24 protein-coding genes are annotated in these 25,928 nt (G+C 43.7%); 14 read left to right on the top strand and 10 right to left on the bottom strand.

Annotation, left to right across the window (positions count from 1 at the left end; genetic code table 11):
• Nucleotides 1–220: 220 nt before the first annotated feature.
• Entirely contained in the window at nucleotides 221–679 is a 459-nt protein-coding gene (locus N518_RS0100490) for a hypothetical protein (RefSeq protein ID WP_005018242.1), read from the bottom strand.
• Between the two features lie 208 nt (nucleotides 680–887).
• Here N518_RS0100490 and N518_RS0100485 point away from each other — a divergent pair, with 208 nt between their 5' ends.
• The gene (locus tag N518_RS0100485; protein ID WP_005018243.1) at nucleotides 888–1,994 is read left to right on the top strand and encodes an HPP family protein; all 1,107 of its coding nucleotides are present in this window, start codon (nucleotides 888–890) and stop codon (nucleotides 1,992–1,994) included.
• A 77-nt stretch (nucleotides 1,995–2,071) separates the two neighbouring features.
• Here the strand turns inward: N518_RS0100485 and N518_RS0100480 are convergent, their stop codons facing one another.
• Nucleotides 2,072–2,341 carry a PspC domain-containing protein gene (locus N518_RS0100480; RefSeq protein ID WP_005018251.1) on the bottom strand — a complete coding sequence of 90 codons (270 nt, stop codon included), beginning with the start codon at nucleotides 2,339–2,341 and terminating at the stop codon, nucleotides 2,072–2,074.
• Between the two features lie 350 nt (nucleotides 2,342–2,691).
• On the opposite strand from N518_RS0100480, the gene N518_RS0100475 reads away from it, so the two are divergent.
• Nucleotides 2,692–3,354: a hypothetical protein gene (locus N518_RS0100475; RefSeq protein ID WP_227548690.1), complete on the top strand. Its 663-nt coding sequence runs from the start codon at nucleotides 2,692–2,694 to the stop codon at nucleotides 3,352–3,354.
• Nucleotides 3,355–3,447: 93 nt separating this feature from the next.
• Here the strand turns inward: N518_RS0100475 and N518_RS0100470 are convergent, their stop codons facing one another.
• Nucleotides 3,448–5,271, bottom strand: a complete 1,824-nt coding sequence (locus tag N518_RS0100470; RefSeq protein WP_005024380.1) for an acyl-CoA dehydrogenase C-terminal domain-containing protein — start codon at nucleotides 5,269–5,271, stop codon at nucleotides 3,448–3,450.
• Between the two features lie 243 nt (nucleotides 5,272–5,514).
• Between N518_RS0100470 and N518_RS0100465 the strand changes: the two genes are divergently transcribed.
• Entirely contained in the window at nucleotides 5,515–7,905 is a 2,391-nt protein-coding gene (locus tag N518_RS0100465) for a hypothetical protein (RefSeq protein ID WP_005024382.1), read from the top strand.
• A 53-nt stretch (nucleotides 7,906–7,958) separates the two neighbouring features.
• Here the strand turns inward: N518_RS0100465 and aroE are convergent, their stop codons facing one another.
• From aroE to ribA, 4 genes are all read right to left on the bottom strand, one after another.
• A complete protein-coding gene (aroE, locus tag N518_RS0100460) occupies nucleotides 7,959–8,750 on the bottom strand; it encodes a shikimate dehydrogenase (RefSeq protein ID WP_005024384.1) in 792 nt (263 codons plus the stop codon).
• A 123-nt stretch (nucleotides 8,751–8,873) separates the two neighbouring features.
• Nucleotides 8,874–9,080 (bottom strand): hypothetical protein, encoded by a 207-nt coding sequence (locus tag N518_RS0100455; RefSeq protein ID WP_005018267.1) that lies wholly within the window; start codon nucleotides 9,078–9,080, stop codon nucleotides 8,874–8,876.
• Nucleotides 9,081–9,419: 339 nt separating this feature from the next.
• Entirely contained in the window at nucleotides 9,420–10,361 is a 942-nt protein-coding gene (gene hemF / locus N518_RS0100450; RefSeq protein ID WP_026443875.1) for an oxygen-dependent coproporphyrinogen oxidase, read from the bottom strand.
• A gap of 134 nt (nucleotides 10,362–10,495) precedes the next feature.
• Nucleotides 10,496–11,098 carry a GTP cyclohydrolase II gene (ribA, locus tag N518_RS0100445; protein WP_005024388.1) on the bottom strand — a complete coding sequence of 201 codons (603 nt, stop codon included), beginning with the start codon at nucleotides 11,096–11,098 and terminating at the stop codon, nucleotides 10,496–10,498.
• Between the two features lie 302 nt (nucleotides 11,099–11,400).
• Here ribA and dxs point away from each other — a divergent pair, with 302 nt between their 5' ends.
• The 8 genes from dxs (at nucleotide 11,401) to N518_RS0100405 (ending at nucleotide 20,216) form a co-directional block, all read left to right on the top strand.
• Complete coding sequence (gene dxs, locus N518_RS0100440) at nucleotides 11,401–13,314, top strand: 1-deoxy-D-xylulose-5-phosphate synthase (RefSeq protein ID WP_026443874.1); 1,914 nt, start codon at nucleotides 11,401–11,403, stop codon at nucleotides 13,312–13,314.
• A 117-nt stretch (nucleotides 13,315–13,431) separates the two neighbouring features.
• Complete coding sequence (locus tag N518_RS0100435) at nucleotides 13,432–14,262, top strand: inositol monophosphatase family protein (RefSeq protein WP_005024392.1); 831 nt, start codon at nucleotides 13,432–13,434, stop codon at nucleotides 14,260–14,262.
• 524 nt (nucleotides 14,263–14,786) lie between these two features.
• The gene (locus N518_RS0100430) at nucleotides 14,787–16,643 is read left to right on the top strand and encodes a DEAD/DEAH box helicase (protein ID WP_026443873.1); all 1,857 of its coding nucleotides are present in this window, start codon (nucleotides 14,787–14,789) and stop codon (nucleotides 16,641–16,643) included.
• A 349-nt stretch (nucleotides 16,644–16,992) separates the two neighbouring features.
• Entirely contained in the window at nucleotides 16,993–17,811 is an 819-nt protein-coding gene (locus N518_RS0100425; RefSeq protein ID WP_017400882.1) for an ABC transporter ATP-binding protein, read from the top strand.
• Nucleotides 17,808–18,584, top strand: a complete 777-nt coding sequence (mlaE, locus tag N518_RS0100420) for a lipid asymmetry maintenance ABC transporter permease subunit MlaE (RefSeq protein ID WP_017400883.1) — start codon at nucleotides 17,808–17,810, stop codon at nucleotides 18,582–18,584. Before N518_RS0100425 ends, mlaE begins: the two co-directional genes overlap by 4 nt.
• A complete protein-coding gene (locus N518_RS0100415) occupies nucleotides 18,584–19,246 on the top strand; it encodes an outer membrane lipid asymmetry maintenance protein MlaD (RefSeq protein ID WP_005024401.1) in 663 nt (220 codons plus the stop codon). The genes mlaE and N518_RS0100415 overlap by 1 nt, the downstream gene beginning before the upstream one ends.
• Before the next feature lie 17 nt (nucleotides 19,247–19,263).
• Nucleotides 19,264–19,902, top strand: coding sequence for an MlaC/ttg2D family ABC transporter substrate-binding protein (locus N518_RS0100410; RefSeq protein ID WP_005024404.1), 639 nt, complete (start codon nucleotides 19,264–19,266; stop codon nucleotides 19,900–19,902).
• Nucleotides 19,903–19,925: 23 nt separating this feature from the next.
• Complete coding sequence (locus N518_RS0100405; RefSeq protein WP_005024406.1) at nucleotides 19,926–20,216, top strand: STAS domain-containing protein; 291 nt, start codon at nucleotides 19,926–19,928, stop codon at nucleotides 20,214–20,216.
• Between the two features lie 34 nt (nucleotides 20,217–20,250).
• On the opposite strand, the gene N518_RS0100400 is transcribed toward N518_RS0100405, so the two are convergent.
• Entirely contained in the window at nucleotides 20,251–21,264 is a 1,014-nt protein-coding gene (locus N518_RS0100400; protein WP_005024408.1) for a magnesium and cobalt transport protein CorA, read from the bottom strand.
• Nucleotides 21,265–21,428: 164 nt separating this feature from the next.
• On the opposite strand from N518_RS0100400, the gene N518_RS0100395 reads away from it, so the two are divergent.
• Both N518_RS0100395 and N518_RS0100390 read left to right on the top strand, forming a co-directional pair.
• Nucleotides 21,429–22,010: a TIGR00730 family Rossman fold protein gene (locus tag N518_RS0100395; protein ID WP_005404596.1), complete on the top strand. Its 582-nt coding sequence runs from the start codon at nucleotides 21,429–21,431 to the stop codon at nucleotides 22,008–22,010.
• Between the two features lie 9 nt (nucleotides 22,011–22,019).
• A complete protein-coding gene (locus tag N518_RS0100390; RefSeq protein ID WP_005024410.1) occupies nucleotides 22,020–22,421 on the top strand; it encodes an NUDIX hydrolase in 402 nt (133 codons plus the stop codon).
• Here the strand turns inward: N518_RS0100390 and N518_RS0100385 are convergent.
• Nucleotides 22,418–23,053 (bottom strand): ComF family protein, encoded by a 636-nt coding sequence (locus N518_RS0100385; RefSeq protein WP_005018309.1) that lies wholly within the window; start codon nucleotides 23,051–23,053, stop codon nucleotides 22,418–22,420. The genes N518_RS0100390 and N518_RS0100385 overlap by 4 nt on opposite strands.
• Nucleotides 23,040–25,085 (bottom strand): ATP-dependent DNA helicase RecG, encoded by a 2,046-nt coding sequence (gene recG / locus N518_RS0100380; RefSeq protein WP_005024412.1) that lies wholly within the window; start codon nucleotides 25,083–25,085, stop codon nucleotides 23,040–23,042. The genes N518_RS0100385 and recG overlap by 14 nt, the downstream gene beginning before the upstream one ends.
• Before the next feature lie 23 nt (nucleotides 25,086–25,108).
• Here recG and N518_RS0100375 point away from each other — a divergent pair, with 23 nt between their 5' ends.
• Complete coding sequence (locus tag N518_RS0100375; protein ID WP_005024414.1) at nucleotides 25,109–25,918, top strand: NAD-dependent epimerase/dehydratase family protein; 810 nt, start codon at nucleotides 25,109–25,111, stop codon at nucleotides 25,916–25,918.
• Nucleotides 25,919–25,928 lie beyond the last annotated feature (10 nt).

Here is a 25,928-nt window from a genome sequence, read left to right as displayed (position 1 = left end):
TAGGGAATTTGCAGGGGAGTGGCAAAGAATTCTATTTAAGAGTGCGAATCATGAGTTAAAGCAGAATTTTCAAGTCAGACCAGGCTTATTATTAAAATCAGTTCAACTTTTTTATACAGATAAAATTCCACCAAACAGGTATTTAAACCTAGATTCTAGAAAATAAACCAGCATAAAACCTGATTTAGCTATAGCGGAATTCCTGTCCTTCAACTATTCATCAGTAGGTTTTTAACTTGTTAAAATGTGCAATCGCTGGGGCAGGCTGTGAATCAAAATATTTAAGTAGCAACCAGTAAAAGAATCCGGTCAATAAGGCCATCATATAATAGCCGCCACTTAAATAAAGTTCCCAGCCCATTGAAATATTATGATTGAGTATGAGCTGCAACAAAGTCAGCATAATTAACCATACACTTATAGAGCCGACTAAAATAATTCCCAGATTTAGATGAAATTTGAGCTGTATAAGCTGAGATAAGCCGTAAGCAAACGGTAATGCTAAAATACAGTAAACTGCATAAATCATAACAGCTACAAACAGAATACTGACTACAGAGGATAACTGGCCTGCACCATTGGCGGCTGCCGAGAAAATTAAAATCACCAGCAGGCTTGGTATCGGTGCCAGAAGCAAAGAGCGTATTAAAGCTGTATTGCTATAGATTTTATTGTTCATATCATCCAGTCTTGATTAATCCCTGATCAATTATGAGTAAATAACAGAGCCAAGTAAGTATAAAGCCGAGAAAAGTTAAGTAACGCTAAGAAGCGTTGTGACTGCTTTACAAAAAAACCAATATTGTAAAGATATAAAATCAATGCACCTTAATAAGGCTTAGGCGTATACTCGCCCTGTTTTTTATCTAACAAGAACAGGTTGTGCAGTGAGTAATTCACAGTTTTGGCTAGACACCCTTAAACCTAATTTTAAAACGCTGCCTTTAAAAGAGCGCTTACTCTGTGGTTGTGGCGCTCTGCTGGGACTGGCGATTTCATCAATTATTAGCTGGTATACACTGGGCGGAATCAATGCCTGGTATATTGCACCCATGGGTGCTTCCTCGGTTTTATTATTTGCAGTGCCGGCCAGTCCACTGGCGCAGCCCTGGAACATGGTGGTGGGCAATACCATTGCCGGATTAATTGGTGTCAGTTGTGCTTTATGGATTCCTGATCTTACTTCTGCGTTTAGCTTGGCCGTTGGTCTGTCTATTTTCTTGATGATGACTACAGATTCATTACATCCGCCTAGCGGAGCTGTAGCAATTACGGCAGTTTTAGGTGGCGAGGGTGTACATCATCTGGGTTATCAATTTTTATTTTATCCCGTATTACTAAATTCGGTTTTATTGCTGGGTTTTGCTATTTTTTTTAATCGTCTGCTAGGGCGGCATTATCCTTATCCACGGCAGGTAAATGAGCGTTCCAAAGACCCGACGCCTACCCAGAAGGTGACCATTCAGCCACAGGATATCCAGCAGGCACTTGAGCATCAGACCGAGCTTCTTGATATCAGTCAGTATGACTTGGAAAAAATTATTCTAGAAGCCCAAGAACGGGCAAATGAACGTATAGTTTTACACTATCACTGTCGTGATATTATGAGCCGTGACGTCATTGTACTGCATGAAAACGATGATATTCATAAAGCCTTAGACAAGTTCAAACAGGTCAATTTAATGAGTCTGCCCGTAGTGAATGCCTCAGAGCATTTGGTGGGTACACTTGCGTTATATGATGTGGTTGAGTGGTTTAAGCGCGGTGCAGATTACCGGGCATCATGGGAGTATCTGGTAAAACAGATTATGAACCGTAAGGTGGTGACAGTTCACCCTGAACAGCCAATTCAAGATTTGGCGCCCTATTTTGTAGAGAAATCTTTTAACTATATACCTGTAGTTGAAGCAGAACAGCTAATTGGAATCATTAGCCGGGCAGATATGATTGCAGCCATGCAACAAGAAATTCTGCATTTGCGCCAGAAACCATAATTTATAGATAGATAAAAAGGCTACGGCTGTCTAGGGGCACAACCGTAGCGACCAAACCGGTTAGAGAGGAGAGCGATTTAGCGTTTCACCTTATGTTCATCATAAACAGTACGTACTGGCTGCTGATAATTTCGTGGCGGTGCATCCAGACGATAATCACGTTTAGGCATTAATAGCCATAAAATCAGATAAACCAGAATTCCAGGAAAAGCTGCACTCATAATCGAGATTAAGACAAAAATGATGCGCAGCAGATTGGCATTCCAGCCAAAACGTTCTGCAATACCGCCCATTACGCCGGCAATCATGTTTTGTCGGTTAGAACGATATAAGCCAGAATCTGACATCGAAGTCTCCTCGCTGTAAAAAATAAATCTGATAACGAAACAATCATTACCCTCAATATTTATATAGTGATGAATGAATACCTTTTAAAGACGTATGTTCAGTAACTTGGTTAAGTTATGTAAGCAGGAGTTCAAATTTCTATAATTTGACCACTAAAATACCCTTAAAGTTATTTCCAACTCAGGAAGTCGACTTTATTTTTATTGGTATGCCTTCTCTACTCTTTTGAGTATTTAATTTAACTTGAGCGACAATGGTATTGAAACGCCTGATTTTAATGATAAAAGTGTATTGAAAATACATTTATTGGCCTGCATAAGCCGAATGTCGTCGGACCAACAAGTGAGTGATGAATAGAAAAATGCCTGTTCTAGCCAGAGTCTGTACCATTGTGTTATTAGGCGCATTGATGGGTGGCTGTGATCTCTCGCAGTCAGAAACACGGGAAAGCTCACCTCTAAGTCAGGGTCAGCTCCCTTCTTTGAATAATATAAATTATACTGATGAAAGTTTGGTGACAGGCCGAAAACTGACTGAGGTTGCAGGCCGTGCGTCTTTGCCAGTACTGCAAAATGAGCAGAATGAAGAAGTACGCAGTACAAATTTACAGTATGCAGGACGTTACTATACGCAGGTTCCCTGTCAGGATGCTTTTGTAAATTGTGGCAAAGGAAGGGCAGAATATATTTTAAATTTGCTGCCTGACGGCAGTGCCCACCGTATGATCGCTACATTTGGCCGGGTGCAACCTGGCGTAGACAGGCCTGATACAGCGCAACGCCGTTTTTATCGCAGAGATCATTGGTCTGTTGATCAGGCTAAGAATGAAATTATTGTGCACCTCGCTGAGGGGGTTAATTTTTATTATCGTGTTGATCCCAAGCAGAATCTGGTCATGAATCTCTATAAGACCTTGCATGCTAATGATCAGCGGGTAATACAGACTTTTATACAGCAGCATCCATTACCTGAACAGCCCTATAAACTGGTCAAAGATGCAGTAGAGTTTTAAGACTTGGAATAATTTAGAATCAATAATAGTCTGAAGTTAAAAAGAGCGCCTAAGCGCTCTTTTTAAAGAATAACTTATATTGAAATGATGAGCTTAGTAGTCAAAGCTGAAATGTTCAGCTGCCAGAGAAGTCATGGTGCGTGAAGGATTCACCATAGCTTCAGCATGACCTTGTGCACGTGGCAGCATACGCTCGAAATAGAAGTCTGCAACCTTGATTTTAGCTTTATAGAATTCAGGAGTTTCTTTACCTTCACCCGATTCAAGTTTTTCTGAAGCCACTGCAGCCTGCTGGGCCCAGAAATAAGCCATCATGGCGTATCCAGAGAACATGAGATAATCAAAAGAGGCACTTGAAACAATATCCCGGTCTTTACGTGCAGCCAGCATGATACGTACAGTAAGAGCATTCCACTGAGCACAGATTTTAGTCAGGTCCCAGGCAAAACGGCGCATATATTTGTTGCGTGCATGACGGCCACTGAATTTTAAAATTTCAGCGGTATAATCACGAACGACTTTACCTTTAGAAGACAGCAAAACTTTACGGCCAATCAAATCCAGTGCTTGCACACCGGTTGTACCTTCATACAAGGTGGCAATCCGTGCATCACGAACGATCTGCTCCATGCCCCATTCTTTGATATAACCATGACCACCAAAGACCTGCATACCATGGTTAGCTGCTTCAAGACCAAGTTCGGTCAGAAAGCCTTTTAAAATAGGCGTATAAAAACCGAGTTTATCATCGTATTCTTCATATTCAGCATTGTCACCACGGGTAAGGGCATCTGTCATTTTATCGGCAAGCTGTGCAGCATGATAAATCATGGCACGGCCACCTTCGGCAATAGCTTTTTGTGTTAGTAGCATACGGCGTACATCAGCATGATGAATAATCGCATCAGCAACTTTTTCCGGATCTTTTTTACCGGACAGGGCACGCATTGACATGCGCTCTTTGGCATAAGGCAGTGCGCCTTGGAATGAAAGTTCAGCATGTGCAATACCCTGAACCGCTGTCCCGATCCGGGCAGTATTCATAAAGGTAAACATGGCATGCAGCCCTTTATTTTGTTCACCAATCAGATAACCGGTAGCATTATCAAAGTTGAGTACTGCTGTTGCAGAGGCCTTGATACCCATCTTGTGCTCAATTGAACCGCAGTTCACTGCATTGCGCTCACCGACATTTCCTTCAGCAGTTGGGAGGAACTTCGGTACGATGAACAGTGAAATACCTTTTGTACCCGCAGGTGCATCTGGCAGACGAGCAAGCACGATGTGTACAATATTTTCAGTCAGGTCATGTTCACCCGCAGAAATAAAGATTTTGGTACCGGTTATTTTATAGGTACCATCAGCCTGAGGTTCAGCTTTAGTCTTTAATTGACCCAGATCAGTACCGCATTGGGGCTCAGTCAAACACATGGTCCCTGACCAGGTACCTGCAACCAGAGGTGGCATATAAATATCTTTCTGCTCTTCAGTCCCGAATTGCAAAATAGTATTCATGCAACCCATGCTTAAACCTGGATACATGGTAAACGCCCAGTTGGCTGTGCCCATCATTTCCGACTTGATCAGATTGAGTGACATAGGGAGACCCTGTCCACCATACTGCTCCGGATAAGACAATCCCTGCCAGCCGCTTTGTACAAACTGGTCATATGCTTCTTTATAGCCTTTAGGGGTAGTGACTTCACCGTTGTTCCAGTGACAGCCTTCATCATCGCCGGTTTGATACAGGGGGGAAATTACATTTTCACAGTAATCTGCTGCACCTTCTAGAATCATATCGACGGTATCACTATCAGCCAGTTCACCATTGGATAAAGTCTGGTAATGGGCTGGATAATCAAAAACTTCATTCATCAAGAAGCGTGTATCACGAAGGGGAGCTTTATATGCTGGCATGGGTCTTAATCCTAATCTAGAAATTGTTTTGGATTATCTGGTGTATGTATTCAATTATTCATAAATTCTATAAAAATACATTGATATGACAGCAAAATTAAAATGTCAGAAAAGCTAATCTAAGCACAATTGCCAATCTTAAAAGGACTTGAGCTTGTTAAAATAAGCCGGATTATCTGTACAGATTAATTTGCAGTTTTTTTAGTTTAAATTATAAATAAATAAGGTGTTTAGAAAAACCTCATGAAATTACAATATTTAACCTTGTGCCTGTTAGGTTTAAGTCTGGGGGCGTGTACACAGCATGTCATTAAAACCAGTCCAGATGCTGCTAAAAGTGCTGGACAGCGCGCGATACATGGTCTTAATTCCATGCTTGAAACCTCGAGCTATGATTATCGTGGCCAGTTCTTAGTAAAAGCATCTGCGTTACAAGATATAACTAAAACTCAGGAGGAACAGAAGAAATCGGATCGGTTCGACCACACATTGCAAAAGCAGATTGACCAGTTTTTAAAGAAACAGCATATTTCTCTTACAACACAACAAAAGCAGCAACTTTATCAGGCAATGTATAAGGACGCTGATCGTTATAGAGCAGCGAGTACAGCTTCCGGGCGCCAGTTTGATGTTTGGGCGTTAAATCTGCTGAGTAATATTCAGTTTGATTATGCTGGTTCGGTACATTATCGCCAGAAACTGGCGTCTCTTAATCTAACGGCAACCTATAAAAAACCGACTCTGCTGGTACAAGCCAAAATTCCAATGGTCGTGGACTTTAAAGACTATAAGTTCTATAGCAATTATTTTGCGCTTATGCCTTATCTGGTCAATCAAGACAGTCAGAGCAGCTTTGCCTATATTGACTTTTCCAAATATAAAAGTGATATCAATAAAGTAAACCTGCAAGAGCTGGCTGAGTACATTAAGCAGATGAATGCAGTCGCTTACTTGCTAGCAGAGCCGCAACAGATACATTCGCTCGCTCTAACGGCTCAAGACCGTCAACAAGGCCTGGTTGAGAAAGTCCGGTTAGATACCACTCTTGAAGCTATTTCTTTACAATCAAGTCTGTTTAGTCAGCTCAACAAAGGGTACTTATCTCATACCGTCTTAGGTATGCCAGTACAGTCTAAAGACAATCAAATAGCAACCGATGCTGCTAGAGAAAAGGATGACTTTTCACACAAGGTAGAACTGGATGTTTTATCTTCTGAAATAGGTGGTAGCGCCGAAACAGAAGCTTACCAGTCACGTGTATTATTAACCCAGTTGGTTAATGAGCACTTGAACCAGTTACAACATCCTGATATGGCAACAGACAGTGCTGTTGAAACCAGTTGTATAACGGACAGCCACAAGAACTGCAGAGATGCAGCCCAACTGACAGAAGATTCTGGACGTTTAGATACTGCTAAAGAGCAGACGTATACAGCGGCTGAAGAGGAAGCGAGCGGTTACCTAACCAAAGAGGAATGTCAAGCATTGCTTCAACAGCCTCAGCAGGTTGCTATGGGGCAGCTGAATGCTTGTCGAAATGAGTATGGTTTAGATGTTTTTCAAAAAAATGTAAAAGATAAGGGAACACTTTATAGTCTCAATGAAGCTTTGCTGAATTTACAGAAGGTATTTACCCCTTATGAAAAACGGCAGTTGACTACAGCTGAGGAATTTACCGGTTTATGGAAGAATCACCAATCCGATATACAGCAGGCAATGAGGGGGCTTCATCGGCAGACACCGTTACAGGTGGATGTTGGACTAGACCAGCAGGGCCGGGTAGTACAGATTAAATATGGCTTGCAGTACACAACACAAAAATATGGTGTACTGGATGTAAAAGCTGACATGGATATTTTAAATTATGGTAATGCTACCAAAATTGACCGTGCCCAGTTGCGTAATGCCAAGTCGATTGAGGAAGTCAGTAAAGGCTCAATGTTTGAAAACCTGATTAAAGGAGTGGGGCGCTCTATGGGTGAAGATGAGTCATCCAGAACCAATACTCATAATGAAATGCCTGATTTTGAGCAGCAGGTACATAAGCTGGCAGAAAAGACTTACGCCCGTACTCATTCTTACCAGCAAACTTATCAGACTGTTTTCCTGATGGAACTGGCAGTTCAACAGCCAGAACTGCTGAAGAATTACAGTCCGCAGGCATTACAAGAAATTTCTCAGGTTTATGCGTATCGTTATCAGGACGTTGATCAGAACACACCAGATACACAAGAACTGGCAAAAATTAAAATCTTGCAGGAAAAACATCAGCTCAAGGAAAGTATCCAGTTTGATGAGGTCTTGGGTAAAAGCGTAGACAAAATGGTCTCGGAAGTGATTGCAGGTGCTGAAGACCGTCAAAACTGGAACAAGCTGGCAACCCAGTACAAACAGCCCCAAGCTCTCTTTATTCAGTATTATATACAGCGTTTTAATGAGGAATATGAAGTTGAGCCAGCTAGCCGTCCCTTTCTGAAAGCAGCCGCAACAGTACTGGCGCGTGCATATAAAGACACTACCCAGAATAATCTTTCGGTAAGAAGTATTCAGCAGCTGACTTTAGATCAGGCCGATTATATTGACTTCGATTTATACCAAGAGACTTATCAAAAATTAAAGCAGCATGTTAAATAAGGCAGTTTAATTCTCTATTCTAAAAAGAACCTCAGTTGAGGTTCTTTTTATATTTAATCTAGAAAATCCTGCAATTCCGGTTTAACACTGTGCCAGATTGAAAATGATTCAATTGCTTGCCCGACGAGCATGCCATACCCATCGGCATACTTTACTCCGCGTGCTTTGGCTTGTTCCAGAAAGCTTGAAGCTTTGCCATAAGCCATCTCATAGGCATAGTGAAAGCTCATACTTTCAGGTAGAACCAATGCTTCACCAGTTAAACTGGCTGAAGTCGCATTAATCACTAAGTCAAAGTTTCCACTCAGTTCGTTTAATGCCATGGCCTGCAACGTGGTTTGTGGTACGGCTTGCTGCAAATCCTGAACTAGCTGTTCAGCACGACTTAAGGTACGGTTAGCTATAACAATCTTTCTGGCACCTGCCTGAGCCAGAGGATATATCACACCGCGAGTAGCGCCACCTGCCCCAATAATCAGAATTTGACTATTTTTTAATGGCCAGCCCAAAGCAGTAATGGCGGCCACTAAGCCCTGCCCATCGGTATTGTCTCCATATAGCTGGTCATTTTCCCGCCATAACGTATTGACTGCTTTGGCAATCTTGGCACGTTCAGTCAGTACATCACATAAGGCAAATGCTTCTTCCTTAAAAGGTACCGTCACATTCATGCCTCGGCCGCCTTGTGCAAAAAAAGCTTCAACCGAAGTTTTAAATGCATCAGGTGCTGCCAGTTGTTTGACATAATTTAGATGAATGCCGGTTTTCTGGGCAAAAGCCTGGTGAAGCTCAGGAGAGCGGGACTGCTCAATCGGGTTACCAATGACGGCAAACTGCTGATTCATCTCACAGTATCCATTAAATGAAATGCAGACAATATACGTCAATCAGTAATTTTTGCCCACTGAAGTTAAAAACGGTTTCAATCAAAACTGAAAGCTAAAAATAAATAAAATCTTTAATCTGACTTAAGGATCACAAATCGAGCGGATAACATCAATAAGGACTGTAACCAGACTTAAAGCCAGGGCAATACCAGCAATCACACTGACTGTTATGGATACGCCATCTGAGATCGTATTATCAGAGACAATTGTTACAGCAATGGAACATAGAAGAATAGAGAAAATACACCATGACAAAATCACAGTATGATTATTTGATTTTCTTAACATTATTTTGCTCAAGATAACCTGTTTAATAGTAGCGGTATAACTCGGCAGACCTATCATTACCTTTTCATAGGTAAGAGCGACAACCGGGCCTAAAGAAATAGGCTAATGTATTCTCTTCATGAACATGCAAATATGCACCAAGAGAACTGATCTATAATCAGGATCAATAGCCTGACCAAGTACATAAAGTGTACCTGATATTTTTTAATTTATAAGTATTAAAATGCTAATGAATGAAACACTATGTGAAGCTGTTTAACAAAGTGCAAAGATGTAATTTAAAATTGCATAAAAAAGCTGCTTTAAATAAAGCAGCTCCCATACTTTAAATGCTGAATATTATTGCAGTTCATTCAGCCAGTCATGAGGTTTTAAATAATAATCAGTCAGGCGTTTTTCTGGCGAATCCTGTTCCCATTCAGGGCGATATGACCAAGCGGCCAGATTTGGCAAACTGACCAGAATGGATTCAATTCGTCCGCCAGTTTGCAGGCCAAACAGGGTGCCACGGTCATAGACCAGATTATATTCAACATAGCGGCCACGACGGTACAGCTGGAATTCACGCTGTGCTTCAGTATAAGGTTTTTCTTGGTTCTTTTGGAAAATTGGTAAAATCGCCTCAAGGTAGCCGTTACCTACAGCTTGTATATATTTAAAGCAGGTTTCAAAATCCCACTGGTTTAAGTCATCAAAAAACAGGCCTCCTACTCCGCGTTGTTCATCACGGTGCTTCAGGTAAAAGTAGTCATCGCACCATTGTTTATGTTCGGTGTATACCTCTTCACCAAAAGGCTGGCAGAGATCATGGGCTTTCTGGTGCCAAGCCCGTACATCTTCATCATCTGGATAAAAAGGAGTAAGGTCAAATCCCCCACCAAACCACCAAACCGGATCTTGGCCTTCTGGTTCAGCAATAAACAGACGGACATTTGCATGTGAGGTTGGGACATTCGGATTTTTAGGATGAATGACCAGTGATACGCCTAGAGCCTGTGCTTTGGCACCTGCAATTTGAGGATGACGTTCGGTAGCTGATGCTGGAAGTCTGGAGATATTGATGTGAGAGAACATCACTCCACCTTTTTCAATCACTTCGCCATTTTGCAATACGCGCGAGCGCCCACCACCACCTTCAGGGCGCTCCCAGTCATCAATTACAAATTGCGCCGTTCCGCCGCCGGCCTGTTCTCGCTGCTCTAACCCGGCACAGATACGTGCCTGCAGATCAAGAAGAAATTCACGAACACGTTGAATATCAGCTGAAGTTGGATTCTGCATGATGACCCTCGAGGGAGAAATAAAAAAGGTTAATCACATCAAAGCATAAAGACATAGAAAAAGTAAGGGATTTTTTCTAATAATATTGAAAAAATCCCTTAAGTTTTTATTTTATCTGGTTTAAAGAAAGTGAATTAGAAGTCATCTTTTTTATAAAGATGTGACATACGCTTATGTTTAGTTTTTAAATATTCTTCATTAAATGGATTTAAGCCCACAGTTAATGGAATACGGTCTACCACGTTTATACCCTGATCCTGCAGCGCTTTAATCTTTAATGGATTATTGGTGATCAGACGTACCTGTTTAACTCCAAGATGATTAAGCATAATTGGACACATATCATAATGACGCGCATCTGCAGGCAGATTTAGCATTAAATTGGCATCGACAGTATCATGACCCTGATCCTGCAGGGCATAGGCACGGATCTTGTTAGTCAGGCCAATCCCGCGTCCTTCCTGACGCAAATACAGGATCACACCTTGACCTGCTTCATTGATTAACTGCTGGGTCGCCTGTAATTGTGGACCGCAATCACATTTAAGTGATGCAAAGGCATCTCCAGTAAGACATTCAGAGTGAATACGGACCAGCACCGGGCCATTTGGCGGAGTTTCCAGCCCTTTGGAAAGTGCCACATGTTCCTCACCGGTCTCCGGATCTTGAAATACACTGATCTTGAACTCACCAAACTTGGTGGGTAATTTGGATGTGGCAACAAATTCAATCGGCACAGCTCAGCTCGTCTTTGTCATAGAAAATCGCTAAAGTATAGCCTAATGCTCGGCTATTGGTAGAATTGCAATACTGAAATTATTGATAAGATTTTCTTTTTTGTAGAAAGCACACAATAATAGTTGATAAATAGTAAGATTATTCAGGATAATCCTGTGCACTAAACAACGCCCTATGAGATAATGCTCGAAATTACGTCGCTAGAAATGTGGCTGATGGAAGGTGATTTCTTTCGATAATTTATCGATTTAACCCGTTTACCTAGCTTAGATTTGCCCGGCTTTAGAAGGCTTTGCCACATATGCTGTATACCGAAATTCCCACTCAACGCCCCGTAATCTCCTTGTTAGAGGGTATTGATCATCCACAACAATTACGTGAGCTTCGCCAAGAACAACTGGCTCAGGTTGTAGATGAATTGCGTCAATATATTTTATATGCGGCCGGACAAAGTGGCGGGCACTTTGGTGCAAACCTGGGTGTAATTGAACTGACCGTCGCCCTGCATTACTGCTTTAATACACCAGATGACCGCTTGATCTGGGATGTAGGTCATCAGGCCTATCCGCATAAAGTACTGACTGGCCGGCGCGAACAAATTACTACAATTCGTGCCAAAGATGGTCTGGCAGCCTTTCCTGCACGAGATGAATCTGAATTCGATACTTTTGGTGTGGGACATTCATCCACAGCAATTTCTGCCGGCCTGGGTATGGCACTTGCACGTCGTTATCAAAACAATCCGTGTGAAGTGGTATGTGTGGTGGGCGACGGTGCCATGACTGCGGGCATGGCTTTTGAAGCCATGAATGACGCAGTGGCTCATGATGCTGATCTGATCGTAGTGCTCAATGACAATGACATGTCAATCTCGCAAAGTACCGGCGGTTTTGCCAAACATCTGGCTGCAATCTGGGAAAAAGGACAATTTGTCAATGTTGATGAAAATGGCGAGGCTTATGTACAGCCGCATCCACAGTGGATTTATAATTCACGTTTGCATCAATCAGCGACCAGTGCAGCTGATAACCTGTTCAAAGCTATCGGATTCGACTATTTTGGTCCTTTTGATGGTCATAATATCGACCAGCTGGTTCAGGTGTTCAATGCCCTGAAAAAACGCAAAGGTCCACGTCTGGTTCACATATATACCAAGAAAGGAAAAGGGTTTACACCTGCCGAAGCTGATCCGATTACTTATCATGCTATTAGCAAGTTGCCTGCCCAACCAACCTTGGCGACTAAAAAGGCTCCACCTAAATATTCGGAGATTTTTGGGCAGTGGTTATACGATCAGGCAGCGCAGGATAAGCGTCTCATGGCAATCACGCCTGCCATGTGTGAAGGTTCGGGTATGGTTGATTTTGCTCGGGACTATCCGGAACGCTTCTTTGATGTGGCAATTGCAGAGCAGCATGCCGTCACGCTGGCTGCCGGTATGGCTTGTGAAGGCCTCAAGCCTGTCGTGGCCATTTATTCTACTTTTCTGCAACGCGGTTATGATCAGCTGATTCACGATGTCGCATTACAGAATCTGGATGTTACTTTTGGAATTGACCGAGCCGGTCTGGTAGGTGAAGATGGCCCAACCCATGCAGGGGCTTATGACTATGCTTATATGCGGACTATTCCAAATATGATTATTATGGCGCCTAAAGACGAGAATGAATGTCGTCAGATGCTACATACAGCCTATGTCTATCCAGGACCTGCTGCGGTACGTTATCCACGGGGTTCAGGCTTAGGGGTAGATGTTCAGCAGGAAATGAGTTTGCTAGAGCTTGGCCGTGCTGAATTACTGGCTGAGTTTAATCCGCATCATGAGCAGCAGATCAGTATTCTGGCGTTTGGAAGCCGGGTACAGGCTGCACTCGAAGCAGGACAGGAACTGGCCGCTGCGCACAAACTTGGTGTTCGTGTAGTCAATATGCGTTTCGTGAAACCGCTAGATGAAGAAATTATTCAACAGCTGGCCGGACAGACCACATTATTTGTAACTGTAGAAGAACATGCAGTGATGGGCGGCGCAGGTAGTGCTGTTAATGAGTTCCTGGCCAAGGCCCTTCTTGTGAAGCCAGTATTAAATCTGGGGCTGGCAGACAGCTTTATGCCACAGGCGTCTCATGCACAAATGTTAGAGGAAAGCGGCCTCGATGCACTCGGTATTCAGCGCTCAATTGCACAGTGCTGGGCTAAGCTGACTTTACATCCTTAAAACAGGCTCTAAAATTTAACAACATTTTCTCCCTAAAAGCGCATTCATTTGATAAAATGAATGCGCTTTTATGCACTATTCTTTGTCAAAATTTTTCTATTCTGTAGTGGGTGTTCAATGGAACCTATGGTGGTGATGGCTGCGCGTGCGGCTCAAACAGTTGGTCAAGAGCTTTTAAAAGCGCATCAAAATCGTCATAAGCTCGATCTACAAGTGGAAGAAAAAGGAATTGATGGTCCAGTAACGCGTGTAGACCGTTATCTGGAACAGTTAACTATCGATACACTTCGTAAAAGCTACAAAAATCACAGTTTCTTGGGTGAAGAGTTCGGTCTTCAGGAAGGAAAAGGTCACGATGCCGACTGGTGCTGGGTGATTGATCCACTGGATGGAACTTTAAACTTTATTCATGGTTTTCCGCATTTCTGTATTTCTCTTGCTGTTCAGCATAAAGGGATTACCCAGCATGGCGTAATCTACGATCCGGTAAAAGATGAGTTATTCTCTGCCAGCCGTGGCCGCGGAGCAATGATGAACCAGCGCCGCATTCGTGTAAATGTTAAGGACAGCCTGGACAATACCTTCCTGGCAGTAGGTCATCCTTACCGTACTCAGCGTGCTGGTGAAGTAGTATCTTATGCCGAGCAGCATTTTGCTTCTTTGCTGGCTGTGACTAAAGCTGGTGCACAAATTCGCCGTGGCGGTTCTGCTGCGCTGGACTTGGCTTATGTGGCTGCTGGCCGCTTTGATGGCTTTTTTGAAGTTGGCCTGAAGCCTTGGGATATTGCAGCAGGTGAGCTCTTGGTTAAAGAGGCGGGTGGTACTGTAGTGGATGCGCGTGGTGGTTCTGAATCCATGTCAAATGGACAGGTCTTGGCATCTTCAATGAAAATGTTAAAACCGTTGATGCAAACTGTAGTTCCTGCTTGGGGCGATGCAGCTAAATAAACTCTGCAATAACGTTTAAAAAGCCCTCAATTGAGGGCTTTTTACTTACTGGTACGATGTATATATTAAGGTTTGTTTCTCTATACAAGTTTCCACAAATGCTGAATTAAGGTTTTTAAAAATTAATTGTATAAAAAATAATCAAAATTTACTTAAAAATGAGTCAATTACTGCTAAAATCGCTCTTTGTTTTAGATTTAATCGAAAAAAATGATTACTTTTTAAAATGTTTCTGGTATCATGCTGTCACGCACTTAAATTTCCGTTCATTACCTGAACATTCTCTTCTAATCATTGTGTATGCGCGTACTGTCCATAGAGAGGACTATTCCTCGCGCCCCAATCGCTTAAGCGATTCTTTCAGGTTGCGGCCGTAATCATGCGTGCGTTTAATCCACATCGTCGTTATTCGGATCGCTGCTGAATTCTATATTTTTTCAGCTTCTAGTTGCTGTGCCGCTTTGTGCCGATGTCCATATTTGTATTTATTAAATGGAGCACCCAAAACAGGGTGAACACTCTCTATGAGCAAAACTTTTGCTGAATTTTCTTTACATGAATCTCTTACCCAAGCACTGACAGACTTGGGCTTTACAGCGCCAACTGCTGTACAAGAACAGGCGATTCCTGCTGCCTTAGAAGGTAAAGACCTTCTTGTTTCAAGCCAAACTGGCTCTGGTAAAACTGCGGCATTCTTACTGCCAACATTAAATGCTCTTGCTGATCAAGATACTTTCCTGCCATTTAAAGAACGTATGCGTGCAGTGACTCAACCGAATATTCTGGTGATTTCGCCTACTCGTGAATTAGCCCAGCAGGTTTGTCAAGATGCAATCGCGCTGGTACGTCACATGAAAGGTGTACGTATTGCTGCGATCATGGGCGGTATGCCTTTTGGTAAACAAATCCAGCAGTTAAAAGGTGCGCAGGTTGTAGTGGCCACTCCAGGCCGTCTGCTTGACCTGGTAAACCGTCGCCAGATTAAACTGGATAAAGTTGATGCGTTAATTGTAGATGAAGCTGACCGTATGCTTGACTTGGGCTTCTCTGAAGACCTGGAAGCGATCAGCGAACTTGCTCTAAACCGCAAGCAGACTTTAATGTTTTCTGCAACTTTTGCTGATCGTATTATTCGTCTTGCTGAATGCATGATGAAAGATCCAATGCGTATTGCTATTGAAACAGGTCATTCAACCAATACTGACATCACCCAGACATTACACTGGACTGATGGTTTTGAGCACAAGAAAAAACTGCTGACTCACTGGTTAGAAGACGAAACTCTGGATCAGGCTGTTGTGTTTGCAAGCACTCAAGAAGATACCGACATGCTGGCTGAAGAACTGGCTGAAGCGGGTCACTCTGTTGTTGCATTACATGGTGCGATGCCACAAACCGTACGTAACCGTCGTCTGCGCAGTATTCGTGAAGGCCGAGCTAAAATCCTAGTGGCAACTGATGTAGCTGCACGTGGTCTGGATGTACCAACCATTTCACACGTAATCAATTTCGGTTTACCGATGAAGCATGAAGATTATGTACACCGTATTGGGCGTACTGGTCGTGCTGGCCGTACCGGTAAAGCCATTACACTGGCAACTTACCGTGAACGTGGCAAGATCCGTGCTCTAGAAGATTACCTGGAAACTCGTCTGAATGTTTCAGAAATTGAAGGCCTAGAGCCATCTCCACCGCCGGCTCGTCCGCGTCGTGAAGGTGGTGGCGGTAAACGCCCGGGTGGCCGTGGTGGTTTTGGTGGTGGTCGCCGCTTTGAAGGTGAATCAAACTTCAAACGTCGTGAAGGCGGTCGTGACGATCGTCCTCGTCGCAGTTTTGATGATAAACCGCGTGGCGAACGTCCATTTGGTGATGACCGTCCTAAGCGTGATTTTGGTGACCGTCCAGCCCGCCGTGATTTTGGTGATCGTCCACAGCGCAGCTTTGATGACAAGCCACGTGGTGAGCGTAGCTTTGGTGGTGCTGAACGCCTACGTCGTGAATTTAATTCAGACCGTCCACAACGTAGCTTTGGTGATCGTCCGCAATCACGCAGTTTTGGTGGTGAAGACCGTCCACGTCGCAGCTTTGATGACAAACCACGTGGCGAGCGTAATTTTGGTGGCGATCGTCCACGTCGTGAAGGCGGTTTTAATGACAAACCACGCTTTGACTCAAATGATGACAACCGTGGAAACCGCGTAGATTATAAACCACGTACTGGTGGATTCCGTGCTGCGGGCGACCGTAGTGAGCGTCCAGCTGGTGGAGACCGTCCACGCCGCAGTTTTGATGACAAACCGCGTGGCGAGCGTAGCTTTGGTGGTGAAGACCGTCCACGTCGCGACTTTGGCGGTGAGCGTCGCCGTAAATTTCAAGACTAAGCTGTAATAAAATAAAAAAGCCAGTTCCTGAACTGGCTTTTTTTATACTTTTAATTTAATTAAGTTTAATGGGACAACATCTTATTTTTATAAAAATAATGAGCCAATAAAAAAGAAGCGGTATCAAACGATTTATTTTGTATATGTCACTTTAAACTTCTTGAATATCAAGTTATAGCTTTCAAGTTTAAAGTCTTTTCAAATCTCGCTATTTGAATCAAACAGAATGATCTTGGCATTTTTTCTTAATCCTTTGGCACTCTCATAGGACAAATTGTTAAAATACAACCAAGTTTTAATGGTTCGATGCTATAGTAGGCGGGCTGAAAAAGGCAGGAAATTCTCAGTTATGAATTACCCAAGTTCTCTTGATACTCGGCCCCTGATTGAAATCAGGAACCTGAGTTTTAAACGTGGGGAACGTATCATTTATGACAATGTTAGTTTAAGCATCCGTCGTGGCCAGATTACTGCAATCATGGGCCCTTCCGGTACAGGTAAAACTACCTTACTACGCCTGATTGGTGGTCAACTTACACCTGATCAGGGCGAGATATTGCTTGATGGCCATAACATTGCCAAAATGTCGCGTTCAGAGCTGTTTAAAGCCCGTGCTCGTATGGGGATGCTGTTTCAAAGCGGTGCATTGTTTACAGATATGACTGTATATGAAAATGTCGCATTTCCATTGCGTGCTCACACGCAGTTGCCCGAGCACCTGATTACTGAACTTGTTGCACTTAAACTCGAGTCAGTCGGTTTGCGTGGTGCCGAACAAATGATGCCTTCTGAACTCTCAGGTGGCATGAACCGTCGTGTTGCACTGGCGCGTGCGATTGCTCTTGATCCTGAACTGATTATGTATGATGAGCCATTTGCAGGACAGGACCCGATTGTCATGGGGGTACTTACCCGGCTGATCCGTTCTTTACGTGAAGCACTAGATCTGACGACAATTGTGGTTTCACATGACGTTGCTGAGACTCTTTCAATTGCTGATTATATCTATGTGATTGCAGAGGGCAAGGTTCAGGGTGAGGGTACACCTGAACAGTTACAGGCTGATGCTTCACCCTTTGTTCGCCAGTTTTTAACTGGTGCTGTGGAGGGGCCTGTGGATTACCAATTTAGCCATCAGGCTTATCTGAAAAATGAGGTTGGTTCATGAATGCCGTTGCCTGGTTGGGCCGACTTGTTATTGAACGGGTGCGTGGTATTGGTGTAGCAACCTTGATGTTGCTGCAGATTATATTTTCATTGCCGACCTGGCTTGGGGTAAAACTATTTATTTACCAGATGTACCGGGTTGGGGTGATGTCGCTATTGATTATTACGGTCTCTGGACTCTTTATTGGACTGGTATTAGGGCTGCAGGGCTATTCAATTCTGGTGAATGTGGGTAGTGAAGCCATGCTGGGTACCATGGTTGCCTTAACCTTACTGCGCGAATTGGCTCCAGTGGTCGCGGCACTACTATTCGCTGGCCGGGCTGGTTCTGCACTGACAGCAGAGATTGGTCTCATGAAAGCTACTGAACAGCTTTCCAGTATGGAAATGATTGGGGTAGACCCGCTTAAACGGATCGTTTCGCCACGTTTATGGGCAGGTATAGTAAGCCTTCCCATGCTTACCGTAATTTTTGGTGCAGTAGGCATACTGGGCGGCAAACTGGTCGGCGTAGATTTTCTGGGTGTAGATGAAGGCTCTTTCTGGAGTGGAATGCAAAGCAGTGTACAGTTCGGGCATGATGTAGTGAATGGCATCATCAAAAGTATTGTATTTGCATTAATCTGTACCTGGATTGCAGTTTATCAGGGCTATGCCTGTGAACCGACTTCAGAAGGCATCGCTACTTCAACCACCCGCACAGTAGTTTTTTCTTCATTATGTGTTTTAGGTTTTGATTTTGTGTTGACTGCGGTCATGTTCGGAGGGGTTTGATGAGATCACGTATTAGTGAGCTGGCCGTAGGTATTTTCGTTATTCTTTTCGGCATCGCTCTATTTTTTCTTGCCATGAAAGTCAGTGGTCTGGCGGGTACCAGCTTACGTGACAGCTATGAAATGAGTGCTCAGTTCGACAACGTAAACGGACTGAAACCCAGAGCTAAGGTTACCATGAGTGGCGTCACAATTGGACGTGTAACCGATATTACCCTAGATCCAGTGTCGCGTCTGGCCAAGGTGGATTTTGAGCTTGATGGTAAACTTACAGGTTTTAATCCTGAGCAGTTAAAAACTGTACAGCAAAATGCCATAGAGGAATTACGCTACAGTAGTGAATATGCTGCTGCGGCACCGGCACAACAAAAAGCTATGGAACAGCAACTGATCAGTAACATGAAATCCATCACCAGTATTGATGAAGATGCTTATATTATGGTGGCTACCAATGGATTGTTAGGCGAGAAATATCTGAAAATTGTTCCAGGCGGTGGACTGAACTATGTCAAACGTGGTGAAACAATTGCCAATACGCAGGGCACTATGGATCTGGAAGATTTAATCAGTAAATTTATTACAGGTGGTGCGGGTAAATCATCAGAAAGTTCGGCAACTGAAACGGCTGAAGCAAATAATGCTCAGACTTCATTTGTCGAGTAATGTAGAGGAGTGATTGAGTGAAAACTTTATTTAAACAAACCCTGACAGTAAGTATATTAACCAGCTTATTGGCAGGTACAGCATTTGCTGCACCTTCTGAAGCTCCTCCGGCTTTCATTAAACGTGTAGCAGATGGGTTGATTGGCCGTTTAAAAGCTGATCATAACAAGCTGCAAACTAATCCGGCTGCAGTCAAAACCATTGTACGTGAAAATCTGGACCCTTACATTGATTCCCAAGCATTTACACGTATTGTGATGGGTACTTACGCAACCAATCAATACAGTTCAGCTGCCCAGCGTGCTCAATTTGAGAAAAATTTCCGTGAAACTCTGATTGAAAATTATGGCAGTGCTTTTGCAAAATATAGTAACCAGTCTTACAGCATTCGTCCTTATAAAGCCACTAACAGCAAAAATCCTGTAGTTACTGTCGACTTTAACAATAAGGGCGAGAAAATTCCGGTTTCTTTCCAGTTGGTAGATAAAGGTACGCAATGGAAAATCCGTAATATTAACGTCTCTGGTATCGACTTGGGCTTGCAGTTCCGTAATCAGTTTGCAGCTACGGTAAAACGTAATGGTGGTAATCTGGATAAAGCGATTGCAAACTTCCAGCCGGATGCAGATGCTGCAGTCAGTCAGGCAAAAAAATAAGGTTTAGTTAGGGCAGGTGCAGAGTGGTTGAATTAATTGGGCAGGAGCTTAAGGTTACTGGGAAAATTGATTACGCTAATGCGGAACAATATTATCAGCAGGGCCTCAAGCTTATTCAGTCTCAGCAGCATTACCCACTTATAGTTAACTTGGCTGGACTAGAGCATAGGAGTACGCTGGCCTTAGCGGTGCTGATCCGCTGGTTAAGGCAAACTCCACAGGCTCAGGGTTTGCAATTTAAGGGTGTGCCAGACAAGATGATGAAAATCATTCAGGCTTGCCATCTGGAAAATGACTTGCAACTGCTCAGCTAAACTGAAATTAGAAAAGCACCATAAGGTGCTTTTTTTATATCCATTTTTTCCAACGGAAGTAAATTAAGGGGCCTACAAAAAAGGCAATCAATATACTGATGACTACCATGAAACTGGTGGTACCTTTAGCAAATGGAAGCACATCAGTATTCATACCATAAACACTGGCAATCAGCATCGGTGGCGCCAGCATACTAGGCAAAATCGAGAAGCGACGGATCGTATCGCTCTGTTCAGTATTAATAAATCCTGAAGTTGTATCCAGCAGGAAGCGAACCTTTTGAAAGAGGAAAGCATCATGTTCAACCAAAGAACGTACATCTTCACTTAATTCACGAATATCTGCATCATAAATATGACTGCTTAGAGCACGCGGACGCGATAAAAAAGTTAGTACTCGACGCAGGTCAATCAGGCAGAGCTGGGCTTTACCCAGGGTATCTTCTTGCTGGGCTAGCCGCGTAATCATGTCGTCCAGATCCAGAATCTGTTCGCGATGATGATTATTTAAGACCTCAGTAGAGTATTTTTCCAGATCCCTATGGATATCTTCTAATATATCCGCAAGTTCATCCAGTTTGGCTTCTAATAACCCTAATAAAATCCAGGTCGGATCTTTATAATCCATTTCATAATCATTACGGCGCGCACGTGCCCGGAATGCCCGAAATGCCACCAGTTTTTCGCCACGTAATGTGAATAGATGATTTTTATGTAAAATAAAAGCCACAGTCTGTACGGTAGCCAGTCGGCTCATTCCATCTTCAGTCTCATTATCGACTTGATAATTTTTATTTTTCGTTAAAAAGTAGGTACTGATATGCAAAATTCCATCGTCATCGCGGTAGAATCGTGCTGATGAAGAAATGTCTTCTAGAGACTTTAAAGTCGGTAAATTTTGGTTATAGGCATCTATGACCCATTGCTGTTCCTCCTGTGAGGGCGCAATCAGGTCAATCCATACAAGTTCTGGATGTAAATCAAAGCCACCATTAATAGTGGCATCTTCCAAACTACCGCGCTCTGTGGCGTAAAAGGCTTCAAGCATATCTTTGGCTCCCTTGCGCAGTATTGGCGTTCAAGATGGGTGAGTATTTTAGACAAGGATTGCCGGAAAAACACACCCCAACAGAGATTTTTTTAGTCTCCTTTGCAATTCTGCTTTAAGCTTACTTGAAAAGTATGAAAAATTTACAACATGGTCAACATATTATGAAAGCTATTGGTGTTTTTTGTGGTTCTGCCATTGGAACTGAGCCTGTTTTTTTAGAAACGGCCCAAGCAGTCGGACAGGCAATCGCCCAGCGTGGGCAGACTTTGGTTTATGGTGGGGGACGTTCCGGCTTAATGGGTGTTATTGCAGATAGCGCCCTACAGGCAGGGGGAGCAGTGATTGGCGTGATTCCCCATGCTTTAGTTGACCGTGAATTGGCACATCCAGACCTGACTGAATTGCATGTCGTTCAGAACATGCATGAGCGAAAAACTAAAATGTCAGAACTTTCAGACGGTTTTATTGCACTGCCGGGTGGCGCTGGAACCTTGGAAGAAATATTTGAACAATGGACATGGGCTCAGTTAGGGATTCACCAGAAGCCTTGTGCTTTTTTAAACCTGGATGGCTTTTATAATGATCTGCTTAAAATGATTCAGTTTACAGTCGATAAAGGTTTTACCCATAGCCGGTTTGTTGAAAAATTAATTGCCTCGGACAATATCGAACAAATCTTGCAGCAGTTTGACCAGTATCAGCCGCCTGCACCGAAGTGGGGAACTTCTGGCGTAAATCCATAAGGCAAATTGATGAAAAAAATTACTGTGGCAGCTGCCGTAATTCTAAATAAAGAGCATGAATTACTGGTAGTACGTAAGCAAAATACTCAATATTTTATGCAAGTTGGTGGCAAGCTGGAAATAGATGAGCCACCAGAGCAGACAATTATCCGCGAGATTCAGGAAGAAATTGGTTGCGAGGCACAAGTAGAGCAGTTTATTGGCCGTTTCGAAACACAGACAGCTAATGAGCCTGACCATGAGCTGATCAGTTACCTATATGTGGTTGCTATAGCCCAGTCACCCCGGATTGCCGCAGAAATTGCTGAAATGAAGTGGGTCAGACTGGATGATCAGACCACTTTGCTTGCTCCGCTGACTCGTGAGATTGTTATACCTTGGTGCGAGCAGCAATTGCTGGAAAAAAACTAGGCTGTTTCTGCGGCTGCAATACACGCAGCAAAAATATGCTGGCAGCCCAGCTGGGTCAGGGCTTGAGCCAAGGCCGAAAGTGAGCTGCCTGTAGTCACTACATCGTCTAGCATTAATACCCGGCGGTAACGCCGGCGTTCGGTGAGGATCGGCTGAAATTGCATTTCAATCTGGTTCAGACGTTCGAGTCGCGATAAGCCTTTTTGCGAATGCTGAGCCAGCCGAATTACAGGTTGCCAGACCGGAACATTCAGCTCACGGGCTAGAATTTTTGCAATGACCAGTGACTGATTATAGCCGCGTTCAATTAAACGTTCGGTTGATATGGGCATAGGCACAATGGCCTGAACTTTAGGTAACCTGAGGGTTAGTATCGATGCAGTCAGTAGCTGCTGATAGTTTAACTGCTGCTCATATTTAAACTGCTGGATGATGCGATCTATTGGATACTGATAGCCACAGGCAACATGAATGTTTAATTCTTGTCGTTCTACAGTCTGCCGATACCAAGGCAGCTGTTCCCAGCAATCATGACAAACTCCATGCTGCATTTGTAAACTGCTGCTACAAAGCGGGCAGGGTAGCAGCCGTGAGATAGGTCTGAGTAAAGAGGATGGGTTAAACATAGGCATAACGTGGTGCCTCAGGTAACCAGCGCTTAAGTAAAGCTTCTGCATTTACAGGATAATCCTTGAGGACTTGTTCGGCTACATAGTGTGCCTCAGTCAACAAATGATCGTCCCGCTCCAGTTTAGCCACGCGAAAGCCCATATCGCCCGTCTGCTTGGTTCCAAGTAGTTCCCCCGGACCCCGCAGTTCTAGATCTTTTTCGGCAATCACAAAGCCATCATTACTTTCCCTTAAAATAGAAAGCCGCTCCTGTCCATTTTGTGAAAGAGGAGTTTTATAAAGTAGGGCACAAAAGCTGGCTTTTGCTCCCCGCCCAACTCGGCCTCGTAACTGATGCAGTTGTGACAGCCCAAGGCGCTCGGCATTTTCTATCACCATAATTGAGGCATTAGGTACATCGACCCCGACTTCAATTACTGTAGTCGCAATCAGAAGTTGTAGTTCATTGTTTTTAAATTTTTGCATGACTGACTGCTTTTCATCAGCTTTCATTTTGCCGTGTACCAGTCCAATATTCAGGCTAGGAAAGCGTTCCTTAATTTCTGCATAAGTCGCTTCAGCAGCCTGGGCATCCAGTGTTTCGGACTGTTCTACCAAGGTGCAGACCCAATAAGCCTGTTTGCCCTCCTGACAGTTGGTAGCAATTCGCTGCAAAACTTCTTCACGGCGGTCAAGTGGTATAGTCACAGTCTGAATCGGTGTACGTCCGGGAGGAAGCTCATCAATCACCGAAGTGTCGAGGTCACCGTAGGCACTCATGGCTAGAGTACGTGGAATTGGTGTAGCTGTCATCACCAGCTGGTGTGGAGTCATCTGTTCAGCCCCTTTGTTACGTAAAGCCAACCGCTGATCGACACCAAAGCGGTGTTGCTCATCGATAATAACTAGACCTAAACGGGCAAACTCGACATTTTCCTGAAACAGGGCATGAGTGCCTACAACCAATTGAGCTAGTCCACCCCGTATAATTGCTTCTGCCTGTGTCCGGGCTTTACCTTTTTGTTTGCCTGATAGCCAAGCCACCTGAATGCCCAGTGGTTCGAACCAGCGTTTGAAATTTAAATAATGCTGTTCAGCCAAAATTTCTGTAGGTGCCATGAGTGCGACCTGCCAGCCGGCTTCTAGGGCATGACAGGCGGCCACTGCTGCAACTAGCGTTTTACCTGCACCTACATCACCTTGGACCAGCCGTAACATGGGTTGATGCTGCTTGAGATCAATCATGATCTCTTTAGATACTCTTCTTTGAGCGCCCGTCATATTAAAAGGCAGATTAGCCAATAATTTTTTAGCCAGTATTGTGCTGGGTTCAAAAGCGGGTGCTTCAATTTCACGGATATAAGCGCGCCGAGTTAACAGGCTGATCTGATGAGCGACCAGTTCTTCAAAAATAAGTCTTTGCTGTGCGGGATGTGAACCTTGCATTAACTGTTGCATATTGGCATCAATGGGTGGCTCATGAATGTATTCAAGCGCTTCTTTTAAGGCGTAACCGTTGGTGAATTTTTCTGGTAAAAGTTCAGGAAGATTTTCGCTGTGCTGCTCGAGAGCTTGGCGTACGTATTCACGTAGCTTGGCTTGAGTTAGGCCCTCGGTAGAAGGATAAATGGCAGTTAAGCGGGTTTTAGGCAGAGCAGTTTGTGCACTGATTTGCTGAATTTCCGGATGGTAAAGTTCCAGTCCGCGTGCGCCTACTCTGACTTCACCGAATACCCGCAGCCGGTTGCCACTACGCATTTTATCAATCAGGGCCTTGTAGATATGATAAAAGCGCAATGTAACCTTACCAAAATCATCTTCGAGCAATACCGCCATAGATTTGCGTTTGCCGGGCGGAAAATCGATAGAACTTACCGTTCCTTCAAGCAAATAGCTACGGCCCACGACAAGTTGGTTCATGGGAATAATAGTGCTACGATCTTCATAATCACGCGGAAGATGAAATAGCAGATCATCAGTAGTAAAAATATTCAGTTTCTCGAGTAATGCAGCTGACGCTGTACCGACACCCTGTAATTGATGGACTGTAGCCATGTCCCCCTAACTTAGGTCATACCATGCATATTCTATTTATTGGTTATGGTAAAACATCTCAAAGACTTGCAAAACAGTTATTTGAGCAAGGCCACCAAATTACCACAATCAGCCGAAGTCCGAAATTTGATCCTTATGCCACTCATCTGATTCAGGATGTACAGCAGGCTGACTTCAGCCAGATTCCCCCTGTTGATTGGGTGTATATTTTACTAAGTCCAGACCAAAGTACAGCTGAGGCATATCAACAGACCTATGTATCTCCAATTGAATCGTTAGCAGCTGCTTTAAATGGCCATCCGGTAAAACGTATTGTAGTAGTGTCATCTACCCGGGTCTATGGTGAACAGGCAGGACAGGAAATTAATGATGAAACTACAGTTTATCCATGTGATGAACAGGGCTTTCTATTACAATTAATGGAGCTGAAATGGCAGGCAGCCTGCCCTGAACAAGTGGTAGTTGTGAGGCCGACCGGAATCTATGGTACATCGGTTGCACGAATGCAAAAGTTGGCCCAGAGCCGAAAGACTTATCCAGACCTGCATTATAGCAACCGCATTCATATTGATGACCTGGTAGGTTTTCTGGCACTTCTAATCTGTATTGAAACTCCGCAATCGAGTTATATCGTAACGGATAACCGGCCTTTGCCTTTGCCTGGTATTATTCAGTGGTTTCAGCAGCAGCTAGGATTGCCCATACTGGCCCTTGAGACGCAGCAAGCCAGTGGTAAACAGGTATATGCCAGCCGTATGCTGGACAGTGGTTTCCAGCTTAATTATCCTGACTGTTTTCAGGTCTATGCTGACCTGTTAAGTCAATCAGCTTAACCAGTTTAAA

It is taken from the genome of Acinetobacter sp. UNC436CL71CviS28 (assembly GCF_000620525.1).
Classification (GTDB): Bacteria; Pseudomonadota; Gammaproteobacteria; order Pseudomonadales; family Moraxellaceae; genus Acinetobacter; species Acinetobacter radioresistens.
This window is presented reverse-complemented; position numbering and strand designations above follow the sequence as displayed.